The organism is Halomonas sp. KX33721 (assembly GCF_001596805.1).
GTDB classification, from domain to species: Bacteria; Pseudomonadota; Gammaproteobacteria; order Pseudomonadales; family Halomonadaceae; genus Vreelandella; species Vreelandella aquamarina.
Genome location: NZ_LVIA01000034.1, coordinates 1 through 23141, shown reverse-complemented (window position 1 = coordinate 23141; position 23141 = coordinate 1). Strand labels below are relative to the sequence as shown.

At 59.2% G+C, this 23141-nt stretch carries 22 protein-coding genes and 1 pseudogene; 12 read left to right on the top strand and 11 right to left on the bottom strand.

Annotated elements, in window-relative coordinates:
• Nucleotides 1-626 precede the first annotated feature (626 nt).
• Together A3220_RS12945 and A3220_RS12940 are read left to right on the top strand one after the other, a co-directional pair.
• Nucleotides 627-2006 (top strand): IS1380 family transposase, encoded by a 1380-nt coding sequence (locus A3220_RS12945; protein WP_062375186.1) that lies wholly within the window; start codon nucleotides 627-629, stop codon nucleotides 2004-2006.
• A 233-nt stretch (nucleotides 2007-2239) separates the two neighbouring features.
• Nucleotides 2240-2497, top strand: coding sequence for a diguanylate cyclase (locus tag A3220_RS12940; RefSeq protein WP_290123753.1), 258 nt, complete (start codon nucleotides 2240-2242; stop codon nucleotides 2495-2497).
• Nucleotides 2498-2539: 42 nt separating this feature from the next.
• Here A3220_RS12940 and A3220_RS17460 read toward each other — a convergent pair whose 3' ends face one another.
• Both A3220_RS17460 and A3220_RS12935 read right to left on the bottom strand, forming a co-directional pair.
• On the bottom strand, nucleotides 2540-2686 hold the full coding sequence (locus A3220_RS17460; RefSeq protein ID WP_164834392.1) for a hypothetical protein: 147 nt from the start codon (nucleotides 2684-2686) through the stop codon (nucleotides 2540-2542).
• A gap of 44 nt (nucleotides 2687-2730) precedes the next feature.
• A complete protein-coding gene (locus tag A3220_RS12935) occupies nucleotides 2731-4356 on the bottom strand; it encodes a BCCT family transporter (protein WP_058577121.1) in 1626 nt (541 codons plus the stop codon).
• 239 nt (nucleotides 4357-4595) lie between these two features.
• Between A3220_RS12935 and A3220_RS12930 the strand changes: the two genes are divergently transcribed.
• Nucleotides 4596-4946, top strand: coding sequence for a hypothetical protein (locus A3220_RS12930; RefSeq protein WP_044630164.1), 351 nt, complete (start codon nucleotides 4596-4598; stop codon nucleotides 4944-4946).
• Here A3220_RS12930 and A3220_RS12925 read toward each other — a convergent pair.
• From A3220_RS12925 to A3220_RS12900, 6 genes and pseudogenes are all read right to left on the bottom strand, one after another.
• Nucleotides 4943-5836, bottom strand: coding sequence for an AEC family transporter (locus tag A3220_RS12925; RefSeq protein ID WP_062362359.1), 894 nt, complete (start codon nucleotides 5834-5836; stop codon nucleotides 4943-4945). The two genes, A3220_RS12930 and A3220_RS12925, sit on opposite strands and share 4 nt — an antisense overlap.
• Before the next feature lie 188 nt (nucleotides 5837-6024).
• Nucleotides 6025-9016, bottom strand: a pseudogene (glnE, locus tag A3220_RS12920) (bifunctional [glutamate--ammonia ligase]-adenylyl-L-tyrosine phosphorylase/[glutamate--ammonia-ligase] adenylyltransferase).
• 53 nt (nucleotides 9017-9069) lie between these two features.
• Nucleotides 9070-9441, bottom strand: coding sequence for a diacylglycerol kinase (locus tag A3220_RS12915; RefSeq protein ID WP_054641555.1), 372 nt, complete (start codon nucleotides 9439-9441; stop codon nucleotides 9070-9072).
• A 26-nt stretch (nucleotides 9442-9467) separates the two neighbouring features.
• Complete coding sequence (gene dacB / locus A3220_RS12910; RefSeq protein WP_062375185.1) at nucleotides 9468-10946, bottom strand: D-alanyl-D-alanine carboxypeptidase/D-alanyl-D-alanine-endopeptidase; 1479 nt, start codon at nucleotides 10944-10946, stop codon at nucleotides 9468-9470.
• A gap of 11 nt (nucleotides 10947-10957) precedes the next feature.
• Nucleotides 10958-11287 (bottom strand): multidrug efflux SMR transporter, encoded by a 330-nt coding sequence (locus A3220_RS12905; RefSeq protein ID WP_062375183.1) that lies wholly within the window; start codon nucleotides 11285-11287, stop codon nucleotides 10958-10960.
• Nucleotides 11284-11949, bottom strand: a complete 666-nt coding sequence (locus A3220_RS12900; protein ID WP_044630158.1) for an SAM-dependent methyltransferase — start codon at nucleotides 11947-11949, stop codon at nucleotides 11284-11286. The genes A3220_RS12905 and A3220_RS12900 overlap by 4 nt, the downstream gene beginning before the upstream one ends.
• 221 nt (nucleotides 11950-12170) lie before the next feature.
• Between A3220_RS12900 and A3220_RS12895 the strand changes: the two genes are divergently transcribed.
• From A3220_RS12895 to A3220_RS12860, 8 genes are all read left to right on the top strand, one after another.
• Nucleotides 12171-14054 (top strand): beta-ketoacyl synthase, encoded by a 1884-nt coding sequence (locus tag A3220_RS12895; protein ID WP_062375188.1) that lies wholly within the window; start codon nucleotides 12171-12173, stop codon nucleotides 14052-14054.
• Nucleotides 14051-14545: a pantetheine-phosphate adenylyltransferase gene (gene coaD, locus A3220_RS12890; RefSeq protein WP_054641557.1), complete on the top strand. Its 495-nt coding sequence runs from the start codon at nucleotides 14051-14053 to the stop codon at nucleotides 14543-14545. Before A3220_RS12895 ends, coaD begins: the two co-directional genes overlap by 4 nt.
• Nucleotides 14546-14616: 71 nt before the next feature.
• Nucleotides 14617-14865, top strand: coding sequence for a YfhL family 4Fe-4S dicluster ferredoxin (locus tag A3220_RS12885; RefSeq protein WP_039182874.1), 249 nt, complete (start codon nucleotides 14617-14619; stop codon nucleotides 14863-14865).
• Between the two features lie 50 nt (nucleotides 14866-14915).
• Nucleotides 14916-16229, top strand: coding sequence for an MATE family efflux transporter (locus tag A3220_RS12880; protein ID WP_062375181.1), 1314 nt, complete (start codon nucleotides 14916-14918; stop codon nucleotides 16227-16229).
• Nucleotides 16230-16392: 163 nt separating this feature from the next.
• Nucleotides 16393-17841, top strand: coding sequence for an IS66 family transposase (locus A3220_RS12875; RefSeq protein WP_062375179.1), 1449 nt, complete (start codon nucleotides 16393-16395; stop codon nucleotides 17839-17841).
• A 108-nt stretch (nucleotides 17842-17949) separates the two neighbouring features.
• A complete protein-coding gene (locus A3220_RS12870; protein WP_062375178.1) occupies nucleotides 17950-19260 on the top strand; it encodes a short-chain fatty acid transporter in 1311 nt (436 codons plus the stop codon).
• 77 nt (nucleotides 19261-19337) lie between these two features.
• Nucleotides 19338-19883: an acyl-CoA thioesterase gene (locus A3220_RS12865; protein ID WP_062375176.1), complete on the top strand. Its 546-nt coding sequence runs from the start codon at nucleotides 19338-19340 to the stop codon at nucleotides 19881-19883.
• A 33-nt stretch (nucleotides 19884-19916) separates the two neighbouring features.
• Nucleotides 19917-20921, top strand: coding sequence for a hypothetical protein (locus tag A3220_RS12860; protein ID WP_062375174.1), 1005 nt, complete (start codon nucleotides 19917-19919; stop codon nucleotides 20919-20921).
• Between the two features lie 96 nt (nucleotides 20922-21017).
• Here A3220_RS12860 and A3220_RS12855 read toward each other — a convergent pair whose 3' ends face one another.
• From A3220_RS12855 to A3220_RS17995, 3 genes are all read right to left on the bottom strand, one after another.
• Entirely contained in the window at nucleotides 21018-21377 is a 360-nt protein-coding gene (locus tag A3220_RS12855) for an I78 family peptidase inhibitor (protein WP_228168357.1), read from the bottom strand.
• A 97-nt stretch (nucleotides 21378-21474) separates the two neighbouring features.
• Nucleotides 21475-21627: an entericidin A/B family lipoprotein gene (locus tag A3220_RS16985; RefSeq protein ID WP_252860472.1), complete on the bottom strand. Its 153-nt coding sequence runs from the start codon at nucleotides 21625-21627 to the stop codon at nucleotides 21475-21477.
• Nucleotides 21594-22784, bottom strand: coding sequence for a transposase (locus A3220_RS17995; RefSeq protein ID WP_244891588.1), 1191 nt, complete (start codon nucleotides 22782-22784; stop codon nucleotides 21594-21596). The genes A3220_RS16985 and A3220_RS17995 overlap by 34 nt, the downstream gene beginning before the upstream one ends.
• Here A3220_RS17995 and tnpA point away from each other — a divergent pair.
• Nucleotides 22677-23093 (top strand): IS200/IS605 family transposase, encoded by a 417-nt coding sequence (gene tnpA / locus A3220_RS12845; RefSeq protein ID WP_026001627.1) that lies wholly within the window; start codon nucleotides 22677-22679, stop codon nucleotides 23091-23093. The genes A3220_RS17995 and tnpA overlap by 108 nt on opposite strands.
• Nucleotides 23094-23141: the final 48 nt, after the last annotated feature.

The window sequence follows — 23141 nt, the reverse complement described above, 5'->3', positions numbered from 1 at the left end:
TTCCCTCCACCGGGTCCCATCGAGCTGGTTCCCCGATTTCATCAGTACTATGAGTGGCTCCGACTCCCATTACCCCATCTGGCCGGCTCGCTACACTCGCCGTACCGTACCTCCTGAGTGGCTGTTGTTTCGCTCCCATCACCGCCAGTCACTGCAGTGCTGGGCCAGGGAGCTTGGGGGCAGGTGGCTCCCGTACCTGATAGCGTTAGATCGGAGGAGGGAAATGGGCCTCCCAGGTTCCTGGGAACCCCCTGTGTGAACATGCCCTGCTCTAATGACCCCGGCGACCTTCGTTCACCAAGCCTTTTCAGTGAACTCGTGTTGCCTTCCGCTATCCGCAGGGCGTCGGCGATCGCGTGGTGAAAATTTCGGGGCTCAATGACACGGCCTACTCACTTGCTGTCTACGCTTCACAGCGGCGGTTGCCCGACGCTGCGCAAGACTCGCTACCGGCTGGCGGCTACCCTTGGCCGGGTGGGAATTTCACCCACTGGGGTTCAACTCACCCTTTCTGCAGGCCCTGGCCTGCTCCCAGATGACCAAGCTTTGCCTGGCGCACGCGGATGGTATTCTCTTGAGAAATCAGAACGTTCCGTCAAGAACCTGAACCAAGAGAGCCATCCGCCATGGGTGAAAGCCTATCCACCTGGACGCCCTCCTGCAACGGCGCTGTGCGTGTCGAGCTGAGCGGCCAGCGCACCACTAGCGACAGCGGCGCCCTGCTGCTGCGTGAAGCCCTCGACAACAGCGGCGTGATCGAGGCGCTGGAAGACAATCTGGTCGACTTCCGCAACCCGCTACGCATCCGCCACTCGCTGGCCAGCCAGCTGCGTACCCTGGTGCTGCAACGGGCGATGGGCTGGATCGATCTCAGCGATACCGACACGCTGCGCCGTGACCCGCTTTGGCAGTTGGCCTGCAGCGATGCACGCGGCATGACGCCCCTGGTCCAGGACCGGCCGTCTCAAGCCACGCTGTCGCGGCTGCTGACCTGCCTCGGGCGCTGCGACAATATCGATGCCGTGCACGAAGGCCTGCTGCGACTGGTGATCTGGCGCCTGACCGCGCTGAAGAACGGCGAGCGCCCCAAGCAGCTGACGCTGGACATCGACGGCCTGCCGATCGAGGTCCACGGCCACCAGGGCGGGTCGGCCTATCATGGCCTTTACGGGGCCCGCATCTACTCGCCGCTGGTCGCCTCGCTGGCCGAAACCGGTGACATGGTGGGTGGCCTGCTGCGCGAGGGCAACGCCGGCCCGGCCGAGAACGCCGACACTTGGATCCCGCATCTGGTGCGGCGACTCAACGAGAGCACCGGCGCCCAGGTTCGGGTGCGCATCGACGCCGGTTTCACCGACAACGCGACGTTGGAGGCCCTGGAAGAGCGCGACATCGAGTACCTGGGCCGACTGCGCAGTCACTCCGGCCTGCAGAAGCTGGCGGCACCGCACCTGAAGCGGCCACCCGGCCGGCCACCCGAGCAGCCTCGCGAGTGGTGCCACGATCTGGAGTATCAAGCGGGCTCTTGGTCGGCACCGCGTCGCGTGGTGCTGGTGGTGCAGGAACGCCCCGATGACCTGCTGCTGCATGCCTTCTTCCTGGTCACCAACCTCGGCAAGTTCGACTGGCCGCCGGAGAAGGTCCTGGCGCTCTACCGCAAGCGCGGCAGCGCCGAGGCGCACATGGGCGAGGTGAAGTCGGCGCTGGACGTGCACCTCTCGTCGACCGATCGTGGCGCCTCCACCGTTCAGGACGTGATGGCCCGCAACGAGGTGAGCCTGCTGCTCAGCCTCTACGCCTACCAGGTCCTGCATGGCCTGCGCTGCCTGCTGGAGCGGCAGACCCGGCAAGGCTGGAGTCTGAGCCAGATGCGTGAGCAGGTGCTCAAGACCGCCGCCACCTTGTCGCTGCACGCTCGGCGCATCACGGTTCACCTCGGCGCCGCCGCCGACAAGTGGTGGCCGACGCTGCTGAAGGGGTTGCCAAAGCTGACCGCGTTGAGTTGACGCTCCAACGAGACCACCACAGCACCAGAAAGCGAGCGACCGGAGCGGCGTTCGGCGATCACGGCTGCTTTGAAGGTCGAGATTAATTCCTGGAGGTTAATCAGCGAAAGAAACGCAGTGTTCGGGCATTATGAAGCAGGCGCTCACGCCGGAAATACGGATCCTTACGAGCAATGCCGATGGCACGCAGCTTCAGACTGCCCGATCAGAGCCCTCGTGAATGAGGCGGGTTTATCTGTGTACTACCTGGCAAAGATGCCAATGAGGCGATGAATATTGCCAACTGTCTGCGCCAAGCCATTCTGTCACTGGCTATTCCACATGCCTACTCCAGCACTCATTCGCACCTAACGGCTAGCATGGGCATTGCCACCACAACACCTGAGCAGCCGCTTAGCCCTGATGACCTGCTCAACAAAGCAGATCAACAGCTCTACCATGCCAAACGACGCGGCAGGAACCGCATTGAGATACACGAACGCCCGGCGTAGTCGGGCGTTCGTGTGGGCATCCACCGGCTCTACGTCACAGCGTCACAGCAACCAGTGGGCAATGACCGCTGACAAGCCAACCACCATCGCAGTGACTACCGCAACGGTGACCACCCGATCTAACCAACGGTCGAAGGCAGCCCCTTTTGGCTGCCTTCGCGTTGCCCCGTGACGTCCCTGTCGAGCCATTAGCACGCAGTTTCCATAGGTGCTTCCTCTATCGAAGCCGTTGTTTAGCTATTAATACGCCGATTGACCACGTTGGGCGCACGGCGCAGACGCTCCTCTTCCCCTAACTGCTCCGCCTCAAAGGCATCAGCACCCACGGGGGTCTCACCGTGGCGACGGTAGAGCTGGGTCAGCATCGCTTTACGATCCGCACGCAGCTCGCGTACCAGCACAATTACCATCATATACAGAATAAAGGTAAACGGCAGCGCTGACAGCACGGCCGCTGACTGCAGGCCGGAAAGGCCACCCGCCACGATAAGCGTAAGGCAAATCGCCGCGATCAGCACGCCCCATACCACGCGTTTATAGAGTGGTGGATTGATAGAACCATTATCCGTCATCTGCGCCACAATATACGAAGCGGAGTCTGCTGAGGTCACCAGGAAAATAAAGATTAGTAGCATGGCCAACACGGAGAGCACGCCCGAGAACGGCATCAAATCAAACATCTCAAACAGGGCGACGGTGATGTTTGCTTCGGTGGCCGCAGCCAGGCCTACATCGGTGCCGTTCAGCTCCAGGTTAAGCGCTGCACCACCAAATACGCCGATCCACAAGCACGCCAAAAGCGGCGGCACAAAGAGCACCCCAAATACGTACTCTTTAATAGTGCGCCCGCGAGACACACGTGCCACAAAGGTGCCCACAAAGGGCGACCAGGCAATCACCCAAGCCCAGTAGAAGATGGTCCAGCTACTAGCCCACTGGTTGTCGCTATAGGGTGAAATGCGCAGGCTCATGCCAATAAAATTCTGCAGATAGTCGCCAATGCCTAGCGTAATCGTTTCCAAAATAGCAATGGTCGGGCCGGTGAACAGCACGTAGAGCATCAAACCGATACACAGCGCCATATTTAAGTTAGACAGGCGCTTAATGCCTTTATCCAAACCAGACCAAGTAGATGCCATGTAGGCGCAGAACATCACAAATAGAATGACAAATTGCCAAAACCCATTCTCCGGCAAGCCAAATACCGCGTTAAGACCGCCATTCATTTGTAATACGCCAAGCCCTAGTGATGTCGCCACCCCCATCACGGTAGCCACCACCGCAAAAACATCTAACCAGGAAGCGTAGGGGCGCACATGGGGGTGCTTGGCCGTGACCGACGAGAGCACTGAAGACACCAAACCCGCCTGCCCCTTACGGAACTGAAAGTAAGCAATAATCAAACCCACCACGGAGAATGCCGCCCACTGGTGAATTCCCCAATTAAAATAGCTGTACTGGATGGCGTAGCGTGCAGCCGCTTCGCTCTCTGCCGGGACATCGCCGTAAGGCGGGTTAATGTAGTGCGTCATGGGCTCTGCCATGCCGTAAAACACCAGCCCTACCCCAAAGCCTGCGGCCAATAGCATGCTGATCCATGAGAAAAAGCTGTAGCTGGGCGTACTGTCCTGGGGTCCCAGACGTACTTTGCCGTATTTACTGAGCGCCAGGCCAATCAGGAACACCACAAAGCCAAATACAGAGAAGAGATAGAACCAGCCAAATAGCTCGGTAATTGATGTGAGGGCGGCCTCAGCAGCATTACCAAACGCGACAGGAAACGCGGCCCCCACAATCACTAAGCCGAAAATAATCACTGCCGATGCGATAAACACCGACTTCCCTCCATGATTTGTCATAGCACCACCCTGGTTAATGAAAATACTGGTTAATAAATGCGTGGATTTATAAAAACACGGCTCTTCATTTTAGTGCGCTCAATTAAATCCTAACATCCGAGGCTAGCAATCGCATGTTAAGCGCTTAATACAGAAAAATTAGCACCAACTGATATATTAGTTTCAACTCTCAAAAAGAAGCAGTGAACTTGCTCGCTCCGCTATGTTCCAATAGTGGCAAACGAACGATGGAGGCTTTCATGCCACAGATGAATCGCGACCAACGCAATGCCGCTTGGCAAGCTGCTAACCAGTGGCGCGCCCGTGCTGCACAAACGCAGCCAAATGGGCTAATGGGCAGCTTGAAACTGCTGTTGACGTGGCTAGCGTTTGGCGCACTGATGATTGTTGGCGTTGTGCTGGGGCTATTTTTCCTGCTGATTGGCTGGGCGATGATGCCGTTTGTGCGCCATAAGATGAAAAAGCGTATGGAGCAGATGCGTGCCGATCACGCTCAAGACATTGGCGGCGGCTACGCTGGCGATCAGCCATCTAGGCAGCACGATGCTCTGGAAGGTAGCTACGAAGTAAAAGACGAGCCTCGCCGTTAGGGCGGCGGCTGGATCCAGGCGAAGGCCGCCGCCAGCGTTAGCGGCATGACGATCAAACTTCCCAAGTTACCGATCAACACCAACGACGCCACCTTATGAGGGGCGAGCTTGTACTGCTCTGCGACCAAGTAATTCAATACCGCTGGCGGCAACGCGGCAAATACTAACAAGGTGGCTGTTTGCAACGGATTCAGCGGCAGCAGCCACATGAGCGGCAGCGCAATCACCAGCCCAGAGAGCGGGCAAAGCACCGCCCCCAGCAGCCCTGTTCGCCAGTCGCTAAAGTCAATTTCCAGCAGGCGCACGCCCAGCGCAAATAGCATTAGCGGAATGCACACACCACCCAGCATATGCATGGCTTCCAGCAGCCAGCCCGGCAGCGGCACACCCCCTACATTAACCAGCAGCCCTGCCAAACTGGCTGCCACGATGGGCATTCTAAGCATCCGCCACAGCGAAGTACGCGGGTCTAGCATGTAAAGTCCCACCGAAAAGTGCAGCAGCATCTCCACGATAAACACCACCACCGCCGCTGGCAGCGCTTCCGGCCCAAAAGCCAGCACCAGCAGCGGCACCCCCATATTGCCGGAGTTATTGAACATCATTGGCGGCAGGAAGACCTTACTGTCTAACCCAAGCCACTTCACCACCGGCCACAGCACTAACCCTGACCCCAACACCACCAGCGCAGCAGCGCTGGCGAGCCAGGCGTACTCCGCCAGGGGCGCTTGGCGGTCGGCTAGCACGGCAAACACCAGCAGTGGAACAAACAGCTCCATATTGAGGGTGTTTAAACTGCGAATATCGGGAGTGCGGAATCGTCCGTAGGCGGCACCGCTACCGGCAATCAAAAACACCGGCAGCAGCGTGGCTAAAATTTGACCGATCATTGACCAGCCACCTCGCTGCGAGGCCGCACAGGAAAAGGAGTGCGCATTGTGTCGTCCTTGTTTTTATTGGAACTGCTGTTATGGGAACTGCTGTGATTAAAACGATTGATATGGGAGCAGCCGTTTTAGGCCAGTCGTTATCAGGCTAGCTTTTTACTGATGCTACTGAAAAACGCCCTGCCCGCCAATCAAGGTTCCAGAAAACGCTGCCACAGTGCGGTCACTATCTGACGGTGCTCCGCAAACTCTTTAACCTGCCCTAACGCCTTTTCACCGGTCAACGCCGCGCGGTGAGTACGACTGCGGTAGGCCAGGTAAGCCTCGCGTAGCTGCTCAGCCTCCACTTGAGTGATGTGCCCGCTCTCGGCCAGAGTTTCCAAAATGCGAATATTATCGCTATAGGTGATCAGCGCGGGCGTTTGATGGGAGAGCGCGAGCACGGCGTACTGGCAGAGAAACTCGATATCCACCATGCCGCCTGCATCGTGCTTCAAGCTAAACGTGGCATCTGTGCTGGCATTTTCGCCATCGCCCCGCTCAGATTTGGCGCCCTCGCCTTTCGTGCCCAAGTGATCACGCATTTTATGGCGCATGCTCACCACATCATCACGCAGCGCCTGCGGGTCGCGCTCGCGGCGTAAAATCGAACCACGCAGCTCGTCAAACTTATCGGCCAGCGCCTCACTGCCCGCCACCACTCTGGCCCGCACCAGCGCCTGATGCTCCCAGGTCCAGGCATTTTGATGCTGATACTCGGCAAACGCGTCCAGCGACGTGACGAGCAGCCCCGCATTCCCTGATGGACGAAGGCGCATGTCCACTTCATAAAGACTGCCCGCCGGGGTTACCGCAGTCAGCAGATGAATGATGCGCTGGCCCAGGCGAGTGAAAAACACCGGCGTATCCAAAGGCCGAGGGCCGTCGGTACTGCCTTTACCGTCGTTATCGTGCAGGAACACCAGATCCAGGTCAGAGCCGTAGCCCAGCTCAATGCCGCCCAGCTTGCCATAACCAATAATCAAAAAGGCAGGTTCGCGGTTGTTACACCCCGCAGGCGCACCGTGCTTGCGGGTGACATGCTTCCACGCCATCGCCAGCACCGCGTCTAAAATAACTTCTGCGATATAGGTTAAGTAATCGCTTACTTTCATCAGATGACGCGTACCCGCCACATCCGAGGCGGCCACGTGCAGCATCTGCGCATGCTTGAACACCCGCAGTGCTTCTAGCTGCGCTTCTTCATCGTCCTCGGGTAAACGGTTGAGCGTTTGACGCAGCTCATCGGCAAGCCGCGATTTATCGGCGGGCGTGTAGAGCGTATCGGGGGTTAACAACTCATCCAGCAGGATGGGGTAGCGTGCCAACTGTTCAGCAATCCAAGGGCTCGCCGAACATAGCCGCATCAAATGCTCAAGGGTCTGCGGATTTTCGCGCAGCAGCGCCAGATAGGCGGTGCGTCGTAGCACCGCCTCGATCAACGGCTGCACCCGAGCCAGGGCCGTGTCCGGCATATCGCTCTGCGCCACGGCAGCCAGTAGCAGCGGCATCAGTGCATCCAAGCGCTCAAAACCAATACGCTGCATGCTCTGCACGGCGCGCGAGTGATAAAGGCTTTTTAATCGTTTGAGTGCTTTTTCCGATTCGTTAAAGCCCGCTTCGCTGAGAAGGGCCTGAGCCTCATCCTCTTCAAGTTCACCGCGCCACAATAGCCGCCACTGGGAGAGGCTGGCGTCGCTTTGCTCTTCATCGGCCTCTTCTTCAGGGTCGGCGATCACCGCGTCGAAGTGCTGGCGCACCCGCTCGCGGACCTCATCTAGCTGGGCGATAAGCCCGGGCCAATCCTCGTGCCCCATGGCGAAAGCGACGCGCTCGCGGTCCTCATCATCGGTGGGCAGCATTTGGGTTTGGCGATCTTCCAGCGCTTGAAGGGCGTGCTCCACATCGCGCAGGAAGGCGTAATCCGGCAGTAGCTCGTCCACCACGGCTTGAGGCAGCAGCCCAAGCTCGGGCAAGCGCTTGAGCGCTGTTTGCAGCGAGGTGACCTGCAGCTCAGTATCACGCCCGCCGCGAATCAGCTGAAACGCCTGCACCACGAACTCCACCTCGCGAATGCCCCCCCGGCCCCAGCTTGATGTTGCTCTGCATGCCTTTGCGTTTCACTTCGCGATTGATCATTGCCTTCAGCTCGCGCAGCGACTCAATGGCCCCAAAATCCAGATAGCGGCGATACACAAACGGCCGTAGGCTTGCCAGCAGCTCTTGGCCCGCGTCGATATCCCCCGCCACAGGCCGCGCCTTCAGCATGGCGTAGCGCTCCCACTCACGGCCTTGGTCTTGATAGTAGCTGGAGAGCATCGAAAAGCTGCCTACCAGCGGGCCGCCATCGCCCAGCGGGCGCAAGCGCATATCTACGCGGAACACAAAACCATCCGCCGTCATGGCATCCAGGGCGGCGATCAGGCGCTGGCCAAGCTTGGTAAAGTACTCTTGATGCTCTAGCGGTTTGCGACCACCTTCAGTCTCGCCCTTTTCAGGGAAGGCAAAAATCAGATCGATATCCGACGAGAGGTTGAGCTCCCCCGCGCCCAACTTACCCATTCCCAGTACCACCAGCCGCTGAGGCTCACCATCACTGCGAGCGGCAGGTGTCCCCCAGCGGGATGCATAAAAACGCTCCAGCCAGCCAAGCGCCGCTTCGGTGCATACTTCCGCCAGCCAAGAGACCGATCGGGCGGTATCCCACATGGTGGCACCGTCGAGGCGATTTAGATCGCGCCAAACAATGCCCAGCATGCGCGCTCGACGAAAACGGCGCAGCGCCCGGTGCAGGGCATCTTCGTCCTCGGCGCTCTCCAGAGCATCATCCAACCACTGAGTCAGCGCTTCTTTGCTGGGCGCGCTATCCAACTCCCCTGCCGCATCCAGCTCGGCCAGCCAGTGGGGAAAGCGCGCCAACGTATCAAGGGCGAAGGTGGAGATAGTGACCACTCGAGCCAGCGCTTCCCGGCGGGCAGGAGCGAGCGCCTCCCAACTACTGGAGGGCAGCGGCTGCTTGGTCATTGAGGCGATATTATCCGCCTGGCTTAGGGCCTCGCTGAGGCGCTGCTGTGCCTGTTCGGCAGCAGGTGCAAGCGCTTTGGGAAGCGTTGTCGTGGGGAATAACGCATCATTGGTCTGCATAAGCACCTCTTTGCCAAGCGATTGTTATGATTCTCAACGCCATTCTAGGCCAACTAGCCCATCCATTTTTCCCAGCCTAACAGCCCCCAGGTCAGCCCCGCCATCATCAGCGACAGCATCACCGCGGCCGAGCCGATGTCCTTGGCACGCCCTGACAGCTCATGGTGTTCGGTGCCGATACGGTCGACCACGTTTTCGATGGCGCTGTTGAGCAGCTCGACAATCAGCACGAGAAACAGACTGCCGACCAGCAGCAGCCAGCTTAATGGGCCTTCGCCAATCCACCAGGCAAATGGCAGCAGCACGGCAGTAATCGCCAACTCCTGACGAAAGGCAGACTCATTACGAAACGCCGCCTTCAGGCCTTTCCAGGAGTAGCGCGTGGAGTGCAGTAAATGGGTTAACCCCGTGTGACGTGGCTTCATGCCCGTTGCCTCACCTAAGCGTTTAATTAATTAGCTAAAATCATTGCATCTAGATCTAACGACAGCGGGTCAAGCACCTCGGGCCAGCTGAGGTAGGGGGTACTGCCGCTACCGTTCACTAACACACTAAACACCCCCCAGCGCCCTTGGGCCGTGCGGAAATAGCCCGCCGCGGCACGTACGGCAAACGGCTGGTTGAGCGTGCCGGTTTTCAGCATGACGTTATTTTGAAAGGTAGGTGAGCCACGACGGATAAAGCGCATCACGCCGTTGGCGGGCGACTGGAAAGAGGCCACGAAGCTTGGGAACAGCGCGCTTTGGCGGAACATGTCCTCCAGCATTACGTTGACACCGTGCGCCGAGGTGCGGTTATCGGTGGTTAAACCGCTGCCGCTGTGCAGTGTGACCGGGCCGTGCCCAGGCAAGCTCTGCACATAGGTTTCAATGGCCTGCCCTGCCTGACGCAGCTGCGCTTGGGGTGTTTCCACCAAGTTCAGCGCCAGCACGTCGGCCATATAGTTATTGGAGTAGTTCATGGTGCGCAGTAACAGCTCCTGGAGCGGCTGGCTATCCACTGCGGCAAGGCGCTGGGCGCTGCTTGGCGGCTGGGTTGAGCTTACCCGCCACGGGTCACGCACGCTAACGCCCGCCTGATTGAGCATGCTTAACAGTACCTGGGCGGTTTTTTCAGCCGCATCTCCGGCACCACGGTAAACATCCCGCGCGGCTGCATTAGTAGAAATTTGCCCCGTCAAACGCATCACATCGCCACGCTCATCGGTGATGCGCTCGGCGCTAATCTCCGTGCCACTGTTCGCCGGGCGCGTTACCACCTGATTATCAATGGCCACCAGCGGCGCCTGGCTATCACATAGCCCTACCCGCGCAGGCTCGCCGGGGGTTGCCGCAGGCGCCACATTGACACACCACGTACCAAAATTGACGCCTGCCGAGGTTAGCGGCGCACTATAGGCGTTGGTGACTCGGGTACGCGCGTTGCAGCGATCAGTGGTGATGCACTCCACTGGGCCAAAGCGCCACTGGCTGACCACCAGCGCCCCGTCAACGTGCGTTACCCCGGCAAGCTGCAGGCGCTGGACGAGCCGCCACAGGTCTTCGGTCGTCAAACCTGGGTCACCGCCGCCTTCAAAGACCAAATCACCGCGTAGCACGCCGTTATCCACTTGGCCGGTACTCACTAACTGGCTAGTGAAGCGATGCTGGGGGCCGAAACGATTAAGCAGCGCGGCCGACATATAGGCTTTTGTCACCGAGGCGGGTGAGAGCTGACGCTCTGGATTAAGTCTGCCCAGCAGTGGGTTACTACCGCTATCGGCATCTAACAGGCGCGCTTCAGCGCTGACCGAAAACCCTTTTGCTTCTAACTGACTCAGCCGGGTGAAGTCGGCCCAGAGCACCGAGCTGGCGCACAGCGCAGCGGTCGTTACCCCCGCGACGATACCGTTGCGCAGCCAGCGCGTGGAGAAGTTGCGAAAACACGTCACTTTGAGCTACCTCAATGCACATTCATTTTAGAGAAGACCTGCAGAGTGACCACCCCGGCCACAATCAGGCTGATGCCAAACACCGCAGGCAGGTCGGGCTTTTCACCAAAGACGACAATCCCGACCAGGGTGACCAAGACAATACCTAAGCCCGCCCAAATGGCGTAGGTAATCCCTACCGGCAGCGTACGTAGTACCAAGCTCAATAAATAGAACGCCACCCCGTAGCCTCCAACGACCAGCAGGCTCGGCAGTGGCCGAGTAAAACCCACAGAGGCTTTTAACGCACTGGTGGCAATCACCTCTGCCACAATCGCGAGAATCAAATAAACAAATGTCATGGGCGCTCCAGGTCGATGCACAAACGCCAAAGTGTTTGGCCACTTTGGTCATATTTGGCTTCAAACGGGGTGAGATAGTCACCATTAGGGTGCAACGGGGCAACGCTTGCCTTTTGGCCGGTGACGACCTCCACGGCCTGGGCAAACTCTTCCACATAGAGCTGCCAGTTCGAACGCAGCTCGAGCCGCCCGCGCAGGGCTAACAGTGTGGGGAAAACCGGATGGCCATGCCAGCGCATTTTCAAGTGTGCTGATTTAGGATAAGGGTTGGGATACAGCAGGTAGTGGCGCTCGGGCGTCCAGCCTGCTTCCAGGGCCAGTCGCCAGAAATCGACCAGATCGGCACGCACCAGCAGGGCGTTTTCCGGCAGCTCACCGTGCTCCCGGCCCAGACGATCCTCACTTCGGTCAACGCCAATCACGCTGTGGTGGGGGAACTGTATGGCTATCCGCCGGGTCGATAGTCCTACTCCGCAACCTGCGTCGAGAATCAACGGTGCAGAGTGCTGCTGGCGCCACGCATCGGCCTGCTCAAACGCTCGGCGCGTGTGGTCAGCAATGGGTTTGCGCAGCGGATGCGCTAACGCGCGCGCTACTCGGCGCGCCACATCGTGATGCGGACCTGGCTGATTGGAAATCACTGGCCGTGAGGTGTGCTGCATGCCATCCCCTGGGTTAAAAAAAGCGTGATTCTATCAGTCTCCCGCGCACTCGGCATGACGCCGTTGCACGCCCGGTGCTATGATCACGCCCGAGCCTTTTTGTAAGCTCACTATTAAGCTCAGATCGGTTAAGGTTTTCGACACGGTCTGACAATAACCGTTATTAAAAACCACCGCACCACGAGGAACCCGGCTTGTCACACTTACCGGTGATTGTCGGCATGGGCGGCATCAATCCCGCCGGCAGAACCTCGGGCCATCAGGCCTTCCGCCGCACCGTGCTTGATGCTCTTCCTGCTGACCAGCAGCGCCAAACCGTGGAAAGCTTGGCAGCGCTTATGCGCCTTGCCGAGCACTCCGACAACGGATGGCACGACAGCGCAGGGCAGCCCATTGACGCCCCTGCCCAGATGCTGCGCGATCAGGTGCTTAACCACACGCTGATTCGCCGCAATGAAGACCCGCGCTTTCTCGCCCCTGGCCTGCCGGCAAACCGACGAGCCGATCTGGCGCTGGCAGAGCCGCTGCGCGTGACACTGCGCCGCCGCCAGCTACCCGACCAGTTGCCCGATGGGTGGCAGGTGCGCGAAATCGATACCCGTGAAGTCGAGGTGACTATTCCTGCGGGCATCTTCGACGTGCTGCTACCGGACGCCCAAGAGCCTAAAGTGCGGGCTGCCGCGCAACTGCCGAGCGGCTTTGACCCAGCCAGCCTTTACCGCAGCGTGCACCATCCTCGCGGGCTCTCCATGGCGGTGTTTGGCGCCAGCGACTGCTTGGGCGCCAGCGGCCTCTCTTGGGAAACCCTGCGCCAGCAGCTCAACCCCGACCATATCGCTGTGTACGCGGGCAACTCGATTGGCCAGCTCGATGACCAGGGGTGGGGCGGCTTATTGAAAAGCTTGGTGACCGGCCAGCGCGCCACCTCCAAGCAGATGCCGCTGGGCTATGGACAGATGCCCTCTGACTTCCTCAATGCCTACGTACTCGGCAGCGTAGGCGGCACCGGCGCAGCGCTAGGCGCCTGCGCCAGCTTCCTCTACAACCTGCGCCTGGGCATTGACGATATCCGCGCAGGCCGTCGCCGGGTGGTGATGGTGGGCACCGCCGATGCGCCGATTACCCCGGAAATTATCGAAGGCTTCCGTGCCATGGGCGCGCTGGCCGATGACGCCAGCCTAAAAGCGCTGGATGCCCTGGAGCTGCTGACCGACGCTGATTATCAGCGCGCCTGCCGTCCGTTTGCCCGCAACTGCGGGTTCACCATGGCAGAAGCGAGCCAGTTCCTGCTGCTGATGGACGACAGCCTTGCCCTAGAGCTAGGGGCCGATATTCTCGGCGCGGTGCCCGATGTGTTTGTCAATGCCGACGGCTATAAGCGCTCTATCTCCGCGCCGGGCATCGGCAACTACATCACCCTGGGTAAAGCCGCCGCGCTGGTTAAAGACATACTGGGAGAAACCGCGCTGAAAGAGCGTACTTTCCTCCACGCTCACGGCACCAGCACGCCGAAAAACCGCACCACCGAATCCCACGTATTCGATGAAATCGCCCGCGCGAACGGCATCAAGCAGTGGCCGGTGGTGGCCATTAAAGCGTTCATCGGCCACTCCCAAGGGTCAGCGGCAGGTGATCAGCTGGCCAGCGCCCTGGGCAGCTTCGCCCACGGTTTGCTGCCGGGTATCCCCACGCTGGATGCGGTGGCCGATGACGTCTACGCCGAGCGGCTGCGCTTTTTCACGACTCCTCAAGCATTTACCGCCGATGCTGCCTTTATCAACGCCAAAGGCTTTGGCGGTAATAACGCCACCGGCGTGGTGCTCTCGCCAGAGGTGACCGAGCGTCTACTCACCAAGCGCCACGGCAGCGCCGCGATAGAAGCGTGGAAAGGTCGCCGCGAAGCGGTACGCGCTAACGCCGCTGCCTATCTCGCTGAGGCCGATCGCGGGCGCTACGCCCCCCGCTACCAGTTTGGCGAAGCGGTGCTGGAAGGCCCAGAGCTTGAGATTCACGCAGACCGTATCCACATTCCCGGCTATGACCACGCGGTTTCGCTGGTCGCCGATAATCCGTTTGGTTCACTGGATGAGGGGACGCCGTCATGAGCGCGCATCGCGAAAAGATCGCTGTCTATCCTGGCACGTTCGACCCGATCACCAACGGCCACTTCGACCTGATTGAGCGCGGCGCGCGGATGTTCGACAAAGTGGTGATTGCCGTGGCAGCCAGCCCCGGCAAACACCCAAGCCTGGATTTGGATACTCGAATTGCGCTGGCCCAGTCGGTGTGCGCATCGCTGCCGAATGTCAGCGTGATTGGCTTCTCGACGCTGCTCACTAGCATGATGCACGAACAGGGCGCGACGATTATTCTGCGCGGCCTGCGAGCGGTCTCCGATTTTGAGTACGAGCTGCAGCTGGCCAATATGAACCGCGCTCAAAATCCTGAGCTTGAGAGCGTGTTTCTTACCCCGGCAGTGGAAAACTCCTATATCTCCTCGACCATCGTGCGGGAAATCGCCAAGCTGGGCGGCGATATTTCCCCCCTGGTGCACCCGCAGGTCGCAGAGGCGCTGCGTAAGCACTACACTACCTAGCTATCGATATTGTTGAGCAAAACACTCGGGTATCTAAAACCCGAGTGACACGCCATTCGTGAGGTATGCCCATGGCCCTGATGATCACCGACGAATGCATTAACTGCGACGTCTGCGAACCGGAATGCCCCAACGACGCGATTTCTCCCGGTGAGGAGATTTACGTGATCAACCCCAACCTGTGCACCGAGTGCGTCGGCCACTTCGACGAGCCTCAGTGCCAGCAGGTGTGTCCGGTGGACTGTATTCCCCTCGACCCAGAGCGCCCCGAGACCCAAGAGCAGTTGATGGAGAAGTATCGCATCATTACTGCCGCTTAACTCGCCCACTTAAGATGTGCCTGAACGTTTGCGAGCGAAGGTCACTCTGAATGCGTATTTGGACCCTCGCTTGGCCCATCATTCTCTCCAATATCACCGTACCGCTACTCGGTTTGGTGGATACCGCCGTGGTCGGGCACTTACCCGACTCTCGCTACCTGGCCGGCGTGACCCTTGGCGCAACGCTATTTAGCTTTCTCTACTGGGGCTTTGGCTTTTTACGCATGGGCACCACCGGACTGGTCGCCCAGGCCATAGGGCGCGAGTCGCCTAGTGACGTGCGCAACTTGCTAGGCCAGTCGCTGATCATGGCAGGTGTCATCGGCACACTATTAATCGTGTTTGGCACACCGCTCATCTCGCTTGGCCTATGGCTACTAGATGGCAGCGTACAGGCCACGCCGCTGGCCCGCGAGTATGCCGAGATTCGCCTCTGGTCTGCCCCTGCCGTACTGGCCAACTACGCCATTTTGGGGTGGTTTTTAGGGCAGCAGAACTCCCGCGTCACGCTGATGATTCTGGTGCTGACCAATAGCGTCAATATCGTGCTCGACCTATGGTTTGTGGTGGGTCTGGGGATGACCAGTAACGGCGTAGCGCTGGCTAGCGTGCTCGCTGACTACAGCGCGCTGCTGTTCGGTGGCTACTTGGTGCTGCGCCAGCTGGGGCATCTTGAAGGCCACTTTCAACGCCAGCGCCTATTGGCACTGCAGGCCTATTCGGCGCTACTTAGTGTTAATGCGAACCTGTTTGTGCGAACGCTTGGACTACTATTTGCCATGGCGTTTTTTACAGCGCAAGGCGCCCGTCAGGGCGATACCGTGCTCGCCGCCAATGCCGTGCTGCTGCAATTTATTATGCTGACCAGCTACGCGCTGGATGGCTTTGCCCACGCGGCTGAGTCGCTAGTAGGGCGCGCTTACGGGCGTCGCGATTGGCGAGAGTTTGCCGCCACGGTGCGGGCCACGGCACAGTTCTCTTTCTGGACATCCGCTGCGGCGGCGCTGCTTTTTGCCTTGGGTGGTAATCAACTGATCGCAATGCTGACCGGATTGAGCGACGTGCGCGTCACCGCCGCCAGCTATTTGCCGTGGATGGTGGTCATGCCGCTGATTGCCGTCTGGAGCTACCTGCTTGACGGCGTGTTTATCGGCACCACGGCGGTACGCGAGATGCGCAACAGCATTTTTGCGGGCCTCGCAGTCTACCTGCCTAGCTGGTGGCTATGCCAGGGGCTGGGCAATCACGGCCTCTGGCTAGCCTTCACACTTTTTATGCTCACCCGCTCGGCCGTGCTCATTGGCTATTATCGGCACTACCGGCTGACCCGCTGGCGGCCGTCATCCGGCGTTTCTCACCTTTGATCAGCAGCGTTGAACGCCACAACGGGCAAGGCGAGCAAACTGCGCTAACGTAAGGTGATGTAACAATGTTGTAACTATTCAGGTGGCTGCGGATGGGGTATCGCCAACCAGCTGATTTTTCTGGCATAGTGCACAGCATCATTCGGCACACCTATGCGGTGATATGACCATCAGCGATATCAACGTCGACGAGGCCCTGGAGCGGGTCCGGCAGCAGCTCAAGGAAGACCAGACGGTCTCGCCGTCGCTGCGTGCCGCCATCGATGTGCTGATGCTGCTGGTCAAGCTCATGGCCGATCGCCTGGCCACCAGTAGCCGCAACAGCAGCAAGCCACCGTCCCAGGATCCCAATCGCCAGCGCCGCTCGCGCGCCAAAGGCGAGCGGCGCCCCGGCGGACAGCCAGGGCATGAGGGTAAGACGTTGGCGCCGGTGACGGACCCCGACGAGGTGGTCAAGCTCCGTGTCGATCGTCGGCAACTCCCCAAGGGGCGTTCTTACCGCCCGGTCGGCGTCGAAACGCGCCAAGTGCAGGACATCGTAATCCAGGCCGTGGTCACCGAATATCAGGCTGAGGTCCTCGAAGATGATCAGGGGCAACGCTACGTGGCGCCATTCCCCGAGGGCGTGACTCGCCCCATCCAGTATGGCCCTCGCCTCAAGGCGCATGTCGTCTATCTCTCCCAGTATCAGCTGTTGCCCTATGCGCGTATCCGCGAGTTGCTCACCTCGCAGTGCGGCCTGTCGCTGAGCACCGGCACCCTGTTCGCCTTCAACCAGGAGGCCTACCAGCGGGCCGAGGCGTTCGCCGAGTGGGTGATCCCGGCGCTACGTGAAGCAGCCACCGTCCATGCCGATGAAACCGGAATGCAGGTCGGTGGCAAACGCTACTGGCTACACAGCGCCTCCAACGAGGCCCTGACCTGGTTGGCCCCGCACCCCAAGCGCGGCCAGGAAGCGATGGACGCCATCGGCGTATTGCCCTTCGTGCGTGGCGTGCTGGTGCATGATCACTGGAAGCCCTACTACCGCTATCCGGATTGCCGGCACGCGCTCTGTAATGCGCACCACCTTCGGGAGCTGACAGCGGCCTGGGAGAACGATGGCCAGGCATGGGCCAAGGCCTTGCATGACCTGTTGTTGGAGATGCATCGCGCCGTGGAGGTGGCCGACGGCTGCCTCTCGGCCGATGAGACCCGAGCCTGGCGGCAGCGCTATCGAGATTGCCTGGCGAAAGGGGACACCGAGTGCCCCCCGCCGGTGAAACCGCCACCTGGAACGCGAGGCCGGGCCAAGCGCACCAAGCCGCGCAACCTCCTGGAACGCCTCCAGGCGTACGAGGACGACGTGTTGCGCTTCCTCGACGACCCTGCCGCTCCCTTCACCAACAACCAGGGGGAGCGCGATCTGCGAATGACCAAGGTCCAGCAGAAAATCTCGGGCTGTTTCCGCTCCTGGGAGGGTGCTGAGATCTTCTGCCGCATGCGTAGCTTTCTCTCGACCGCCGTCAAGCAAGGGGTAGCGGCGCATACCGCACTGGAGCAACTGTTTGCGGGGGAGGTACCAGCCTTCATGCAGCAAGAAGCCCCGACTCAGCCAACCGGTGCTGAATAGTTACACAATGTTAAGCACCCGACGCATTGGCCGTTGAGGGGTGAAAATTGTGCCGCACCGCCGTATATTAGCCGCGCACTTCCTAATAACGAATAAAGTGAGCACTCCATGCTAAAACTCATATCAAAACCAGCAGTTAAGCTGGTCGAGCGTTATTTACCAGACCCGTATATCTTCGTTCTATTGTTGACCCTGATTGCCGCTGTGGCCGCCATTGCCGTGGAGCGCCAAACACCCTTGGCCGTGCTGCGTATGTGGGGCGACGGTTTCTGGGGGCTACTCACCTTCTCGATGCAGATGCTGTTGGTGCTGGTCACCGGCTTTATGCTGGCAAGTTCGCCACCGGTAAAACGCATTCTGCAAAAAATTGCCGGTACTGCGAAGTCGCCCGGCGGCGCAATTATTCTCGTCACGCTGGTCTCTTTAGCCGCTAGCTGGATCAACTGGGGCTTTGGCCTGGTGGTCGGTGCTCTGTTCGCCAAAGAACTGGCCCGGCTGATCAAGGTCGATTACCGCCTGTTGGTGGCCAGCGCCTACTCGGGCTTCGTGGTGTGGCACGGCGGCTTGGCCGGTTCGGTGCCGCTGACGATTGCCACCGAAGGCCACTTCTCTGCCGATCAGATCGGTGTCATTGGCACGGGTTCGACCATTTTCGCCTTCTTCAACTTGGCCATTGTGGTGTGTCTCTTTATCGCCGTACCGCTGGTCAACCGTATGATGCTGCCCGATGAAAAAGACAGCGTGTACGTCGATCCCAAACTGCTAGACGACGAGCCAGAGCCCGTAGGCCGCATCACGCGACCTGCCGAAAAGCTCGAAAACAGCATGCCGCTGGCCCTGCTGGTAGGTGTACCTGGCCTGCTGTTCTTGCTGGACCACTTCCTGCTGCGCGGCGGCAGCCTGAACCTGAACGTGGTGAATTTCATGTTCCTGTTCCTGGCGATCGTGCTGCACCGCACACCGCGCAACCTGCTTACCAGCCTGAACGAAGCCATCAAGGGCGGCGCGGGCATCGTCATCCAGTTCCCCTTTTATGCGGGCATTATGGCGATCATGGTGCAGTCGGGCCTGGCCCAGAGCATGTCGGAGTGGCTGGTCTCGTTTGCAACCGCTAACTCGCTGCCGTTCTGGTCGTTCATCAGCGCCGGTATCGTGAACCTGTTTGTGCCTTCCGGTGGTGGCCAGTGGGCGGTACAGGCACCGGTCATGCTGCCTGCCGCAGAAGCGCTGGGTGCCGATATTGCCCGCGTGGCCATGGCGGTGGCCTGGGGCGATGCCTGGACTAACCTGCTGCAGCCGTTCTGGGCACTGCCAGTGCTGGCGATTGCCGGCTTGAAAGCTAAGGACATCATGGGCTTCTGCCTGATCCAGCTGTTGATTACCGGTATTATCATTTCCGTGGGCTTAGTGTGGTTCTAAGCAGCTAAGCACGATGTCAACACCCGCCCCTGTGGTATCGCCTGGGGGCGGGCATTTTTAATCGTAAGGTGACTTTTATGTCCGACGCCTCTGCTGTACCCAACGCCTCAGACCAGAGCCTTGAACACAGCGCCTTACCGGGCCAGCACGAGCTCTCCATGACGGTCTTGATGACGCCGGATATGGCGAACTTCAGCGGTAAAGTGCACGGCGGTGCTATTCTTAAGAAACTCGATGAAGTCGCCTACGCCTGCGCCAGCCGCTACTCCGGCCACTATGTGGTGACGCTCTCGGTGGATCAGGTGCTGTTCAAACAGCCGATCCATGTAGGCGAGCTGGTGACGTTTCTCGCCAGCGTGAATCACGTGGGGCGCTCCTCCATGGAAATTGGCATTAAGGTAGTGGCCGAGGATATTCGCCAGAAGCTGATTCGCCATACCAATAGCTGTTACCTCACCATGGTGGCCGTGGACGCCGACGGCAAACCTGCCCGGGTGCCGCCCCTGGCGCTGGAGACCCCGCTGCAGAAGCTGCGCTTCGAAAAAGCCGCGCTGCGCAAGAAGCTACGCAAACAGGCAGAGCGTGAAGAGGAGCTGACCCAGCAGCATCACCAGCAGCGCTAAGCGCTGCTCTACTTTCAACGACAAGGAGTCATCATGCCCATCAGGCAGCGCTATCCCCGCCTTCCCAAGGCCGTTGAGTATGCGCACATCGGCTGGGATCTGCTGATCCTCGCCGCCGTTATTATTAACCTTAGCCTGCTGCTGTTTGACTCACTGTTTCTGATTGGCCCGATCAACCAAGCGATTGCCGCTATCGCGCCTGGTTTTCACCGTTTTTACGATACGGCGATTCACAGCCGATTTATTGCCATTGATTTGGTCTTTGTCAGCTTCTTTATTGCCGATGTGCTGCTAGGCTGGGCCGTCGCGATTGCCGAGCGGCGCTATCACCGCTGGTTTTTCTATCCCTTCGTACACTGGTACGACGTGCTGGGCTGCATCCCACTCAGTGGGTTTCGTTGGCTACGTGCCTTACGCGTCATTTCGCTCCTACACCGGTTACATCGACTGCGCTTGGTCGATGTGACCCGTTGGTCGGTCTATCGATTTTTTACCAAGTATTACGATATTTTGCTGGAGGAGCTCTCAGACCGTATAGCGCTGCGTTTGCTAGGCAATGCTCAGGAGCAGATCATGTCCAGCGACTCGCTCACCGAACGCGTCATCGAGCGGGTGATCATGCCGCGTAAAACCCAGCTGATCCATGAAATTGCCGAGCGCTTAGAGGCCACGGCAGGCCGAGCCTATCAGCAAAATCGCCCCGCCATTATGGCGGCCATCGATGACCTGGTGAGCCGCACGCTGCGGGAGAGCCCGGAAATTCGACGGCTGCACCGTTTACCCATGGGGCAAACCGCGTCCAGTGCGATGCAGGCATCCATTAGCAACGTGGCCCAGCGTTTGGTGGATGAAATGGCCCAGGGCATGCACTCCCCCGCCTTCCGCCAGCTCGTGGAGCGCACGGCTGAAAATGGCTTTGACAGCTGGCTAACCGTCGACGACTCCAGCGCCAAAGTGACCGAGCAAGTGCTTTACGACGTACTCGAAATGCTTAAAGAGCAGGTACGCCACCAAGGCTGGAAAGACCGCTACGACTAGCTAGACCGTTGCGGTCGCCAGGGGCGTCTGCTCTAGGCTCGCGCGCACAATGGACAGCGCACGCGTAAGCGCCGCCTGCGTATGGCTGATTTTGCGTTAGCCGCAGCGCAGCGCCTCAATCATGTCGTTGCTTTCCAGATGAATATTGAGCCGGTCGTCACGGAAATCCATGGTCGCGGCCGTGCCGGGGCGCAGCACACGCACCTGACGAGCGCCGCTCTGCTCTTCTAGCGTCGCCAAGTTGGCCTCATCAAAGGGCGCACCAATGGCATACTGCACGGCGCTGGCATCGCATGTTTGGCTAGTCGGCGCGGTTTGATCGACCGTCGGCGGCTTAGGCGCGGCGGACTCATTGGGCGCGCTGCTACACCCAGCTAACAGCATCACGGCCAGCGCACTGCCCAGACCTTTTATATGGCGCTGAGTGGTGGTCATCCAAAGCTTTCCTGGCGTCATTATTTACCTCCCTCCACAAATCCCTGCCTCGATAGCAGTGCGGGCCAGGCATTGCTGCCTAGCCCGCACATTGCACAATAAACCGTTAGACCGAACCTTAACTCGCGGCGTCCTGTACTGCTTGGCCGCCCTCTTCAACGTCTTGTCCTGCCCCTGCAATGGTGTTGCAGCCCGCTAGAGCACCCGCAGTGATGAGCAGATTGACGTCCTCCCCGCCTAAAAGACGGGGATTCCAACTTCTTGAGGGCAACGTCCTGCCCCGAGACTGAGGATATTCCGGGCCGCATTCACGTCCCGGTCGTGGAGTACACCACACTCAACGCACTCCCAGACCCTTACTCGCAACCCGTTGACGCCCTGCGGCCCGCTAAGCGAGCCGCACGATGAACAGGCGCGGGTGGTGTTGGTTTCGCGAACGACCTTGAAGACGATGCCTGCGTGAGCGCATTTATATTCCAGCATCGTTTTCAGTTGTGACCAGCCAGCGTCGTAGACGCTTTTGGCCATCTTGGTCTTCGCGAGCTTGGTTGAGGAAACATCGCCCACGACGATTTCGCCGTACTGTTTGACGAGTTTCCGGGAAAACTTGTGCTGCGCGTCCTGGCGACGGTTCTTGATCTTGGCGTGAATAGCTTTTACTCGCCGCTTGTTGCGGGCACGTTGGGCTGTCGCCAACTGGTCTTCCATCCGGCGGTAGAAGCGGCTGTTTTCCAGCCTTCCTCCATCGCTACAGGTGGCCACATCCTTGAGCCCAAGGTCGATGCCAACGGCACCCTGCCCAAGCGTCGGTTGAACGTCCACCTCGACCGCAACATTGAAATACCACCGGCCCCGGCTATCTTCGTTGAAACTGCCGGCACGGAACTTGTATGTCGACAGGCCGTAGCTATCCCACACCTTGAAGTAGGTGCCGTTGTGAAATACCTGCCCGTTCTTCCACTTGGCCGCGCCGGTATTGACCGGAATCCAGCCAAGTGAGCGGCGTACACCGCCGGACTTGCGCCAATTCAGGCGGGGCTTTTTGAACTGCTTGCGGCGGGCAACGTATTCAGCAGCGATGCATTGCAGCGTTTGGCTGTGCAGGCCGAGGTCCTTGCCAGCACCCTTGGTATAGGGGTGCATGTCGTAGGCAGACAGAAACAGACCTTTCTCCCGAATGGCTCGGGAAGACAGTTCGTTGAGGTAGTTCCAAACAAAATTCACGCTGCGGGCCATGCGGTTAAGCTCGGCGGCGTGTTTGTCCTTCACTCGAACCTTGAGGGTCTTGGTCTGCTTCATGGCTTCGAATATACTTGGTCTATGGAAACCAAACAAGCTATCAGAACAGGAAGACACTGCGTTTTTAAACTCCATGCCCATTTGGTCTTTGTCACCAGGTATCGGGGCAAGGTGTTCACCGGCGCGCATCTCAACTCCCTCGAATTGCTTTTCGACCGAGTGTGTCGGGACTTCGAGGCGGAGCTACAGGAGTTCAACGGTGAAACCGATCACGTCCATTTGCTTGTCAACTTTCCACCCAAAGTGGCGGTATCCAGGCTGGTGAATAGTTTGAAGGGGGTATCCAGCCGGCGGATGAAGTTACTACACCCTGAACTGGTGCAGCCCGCCTACCGGAAGAACTCGCTGTGGAGTCCAAGCTACTTTGCGGGAAGTGTCGGAGGCGCCCCCCTGAGCATGGTCAAACAGTATATTGAGCAACAATCGAGGCCGGACTAGGGGCGCTCTCGCGCCCCTCGCTATCCATCCTCGCACTAGAAGAAGTAC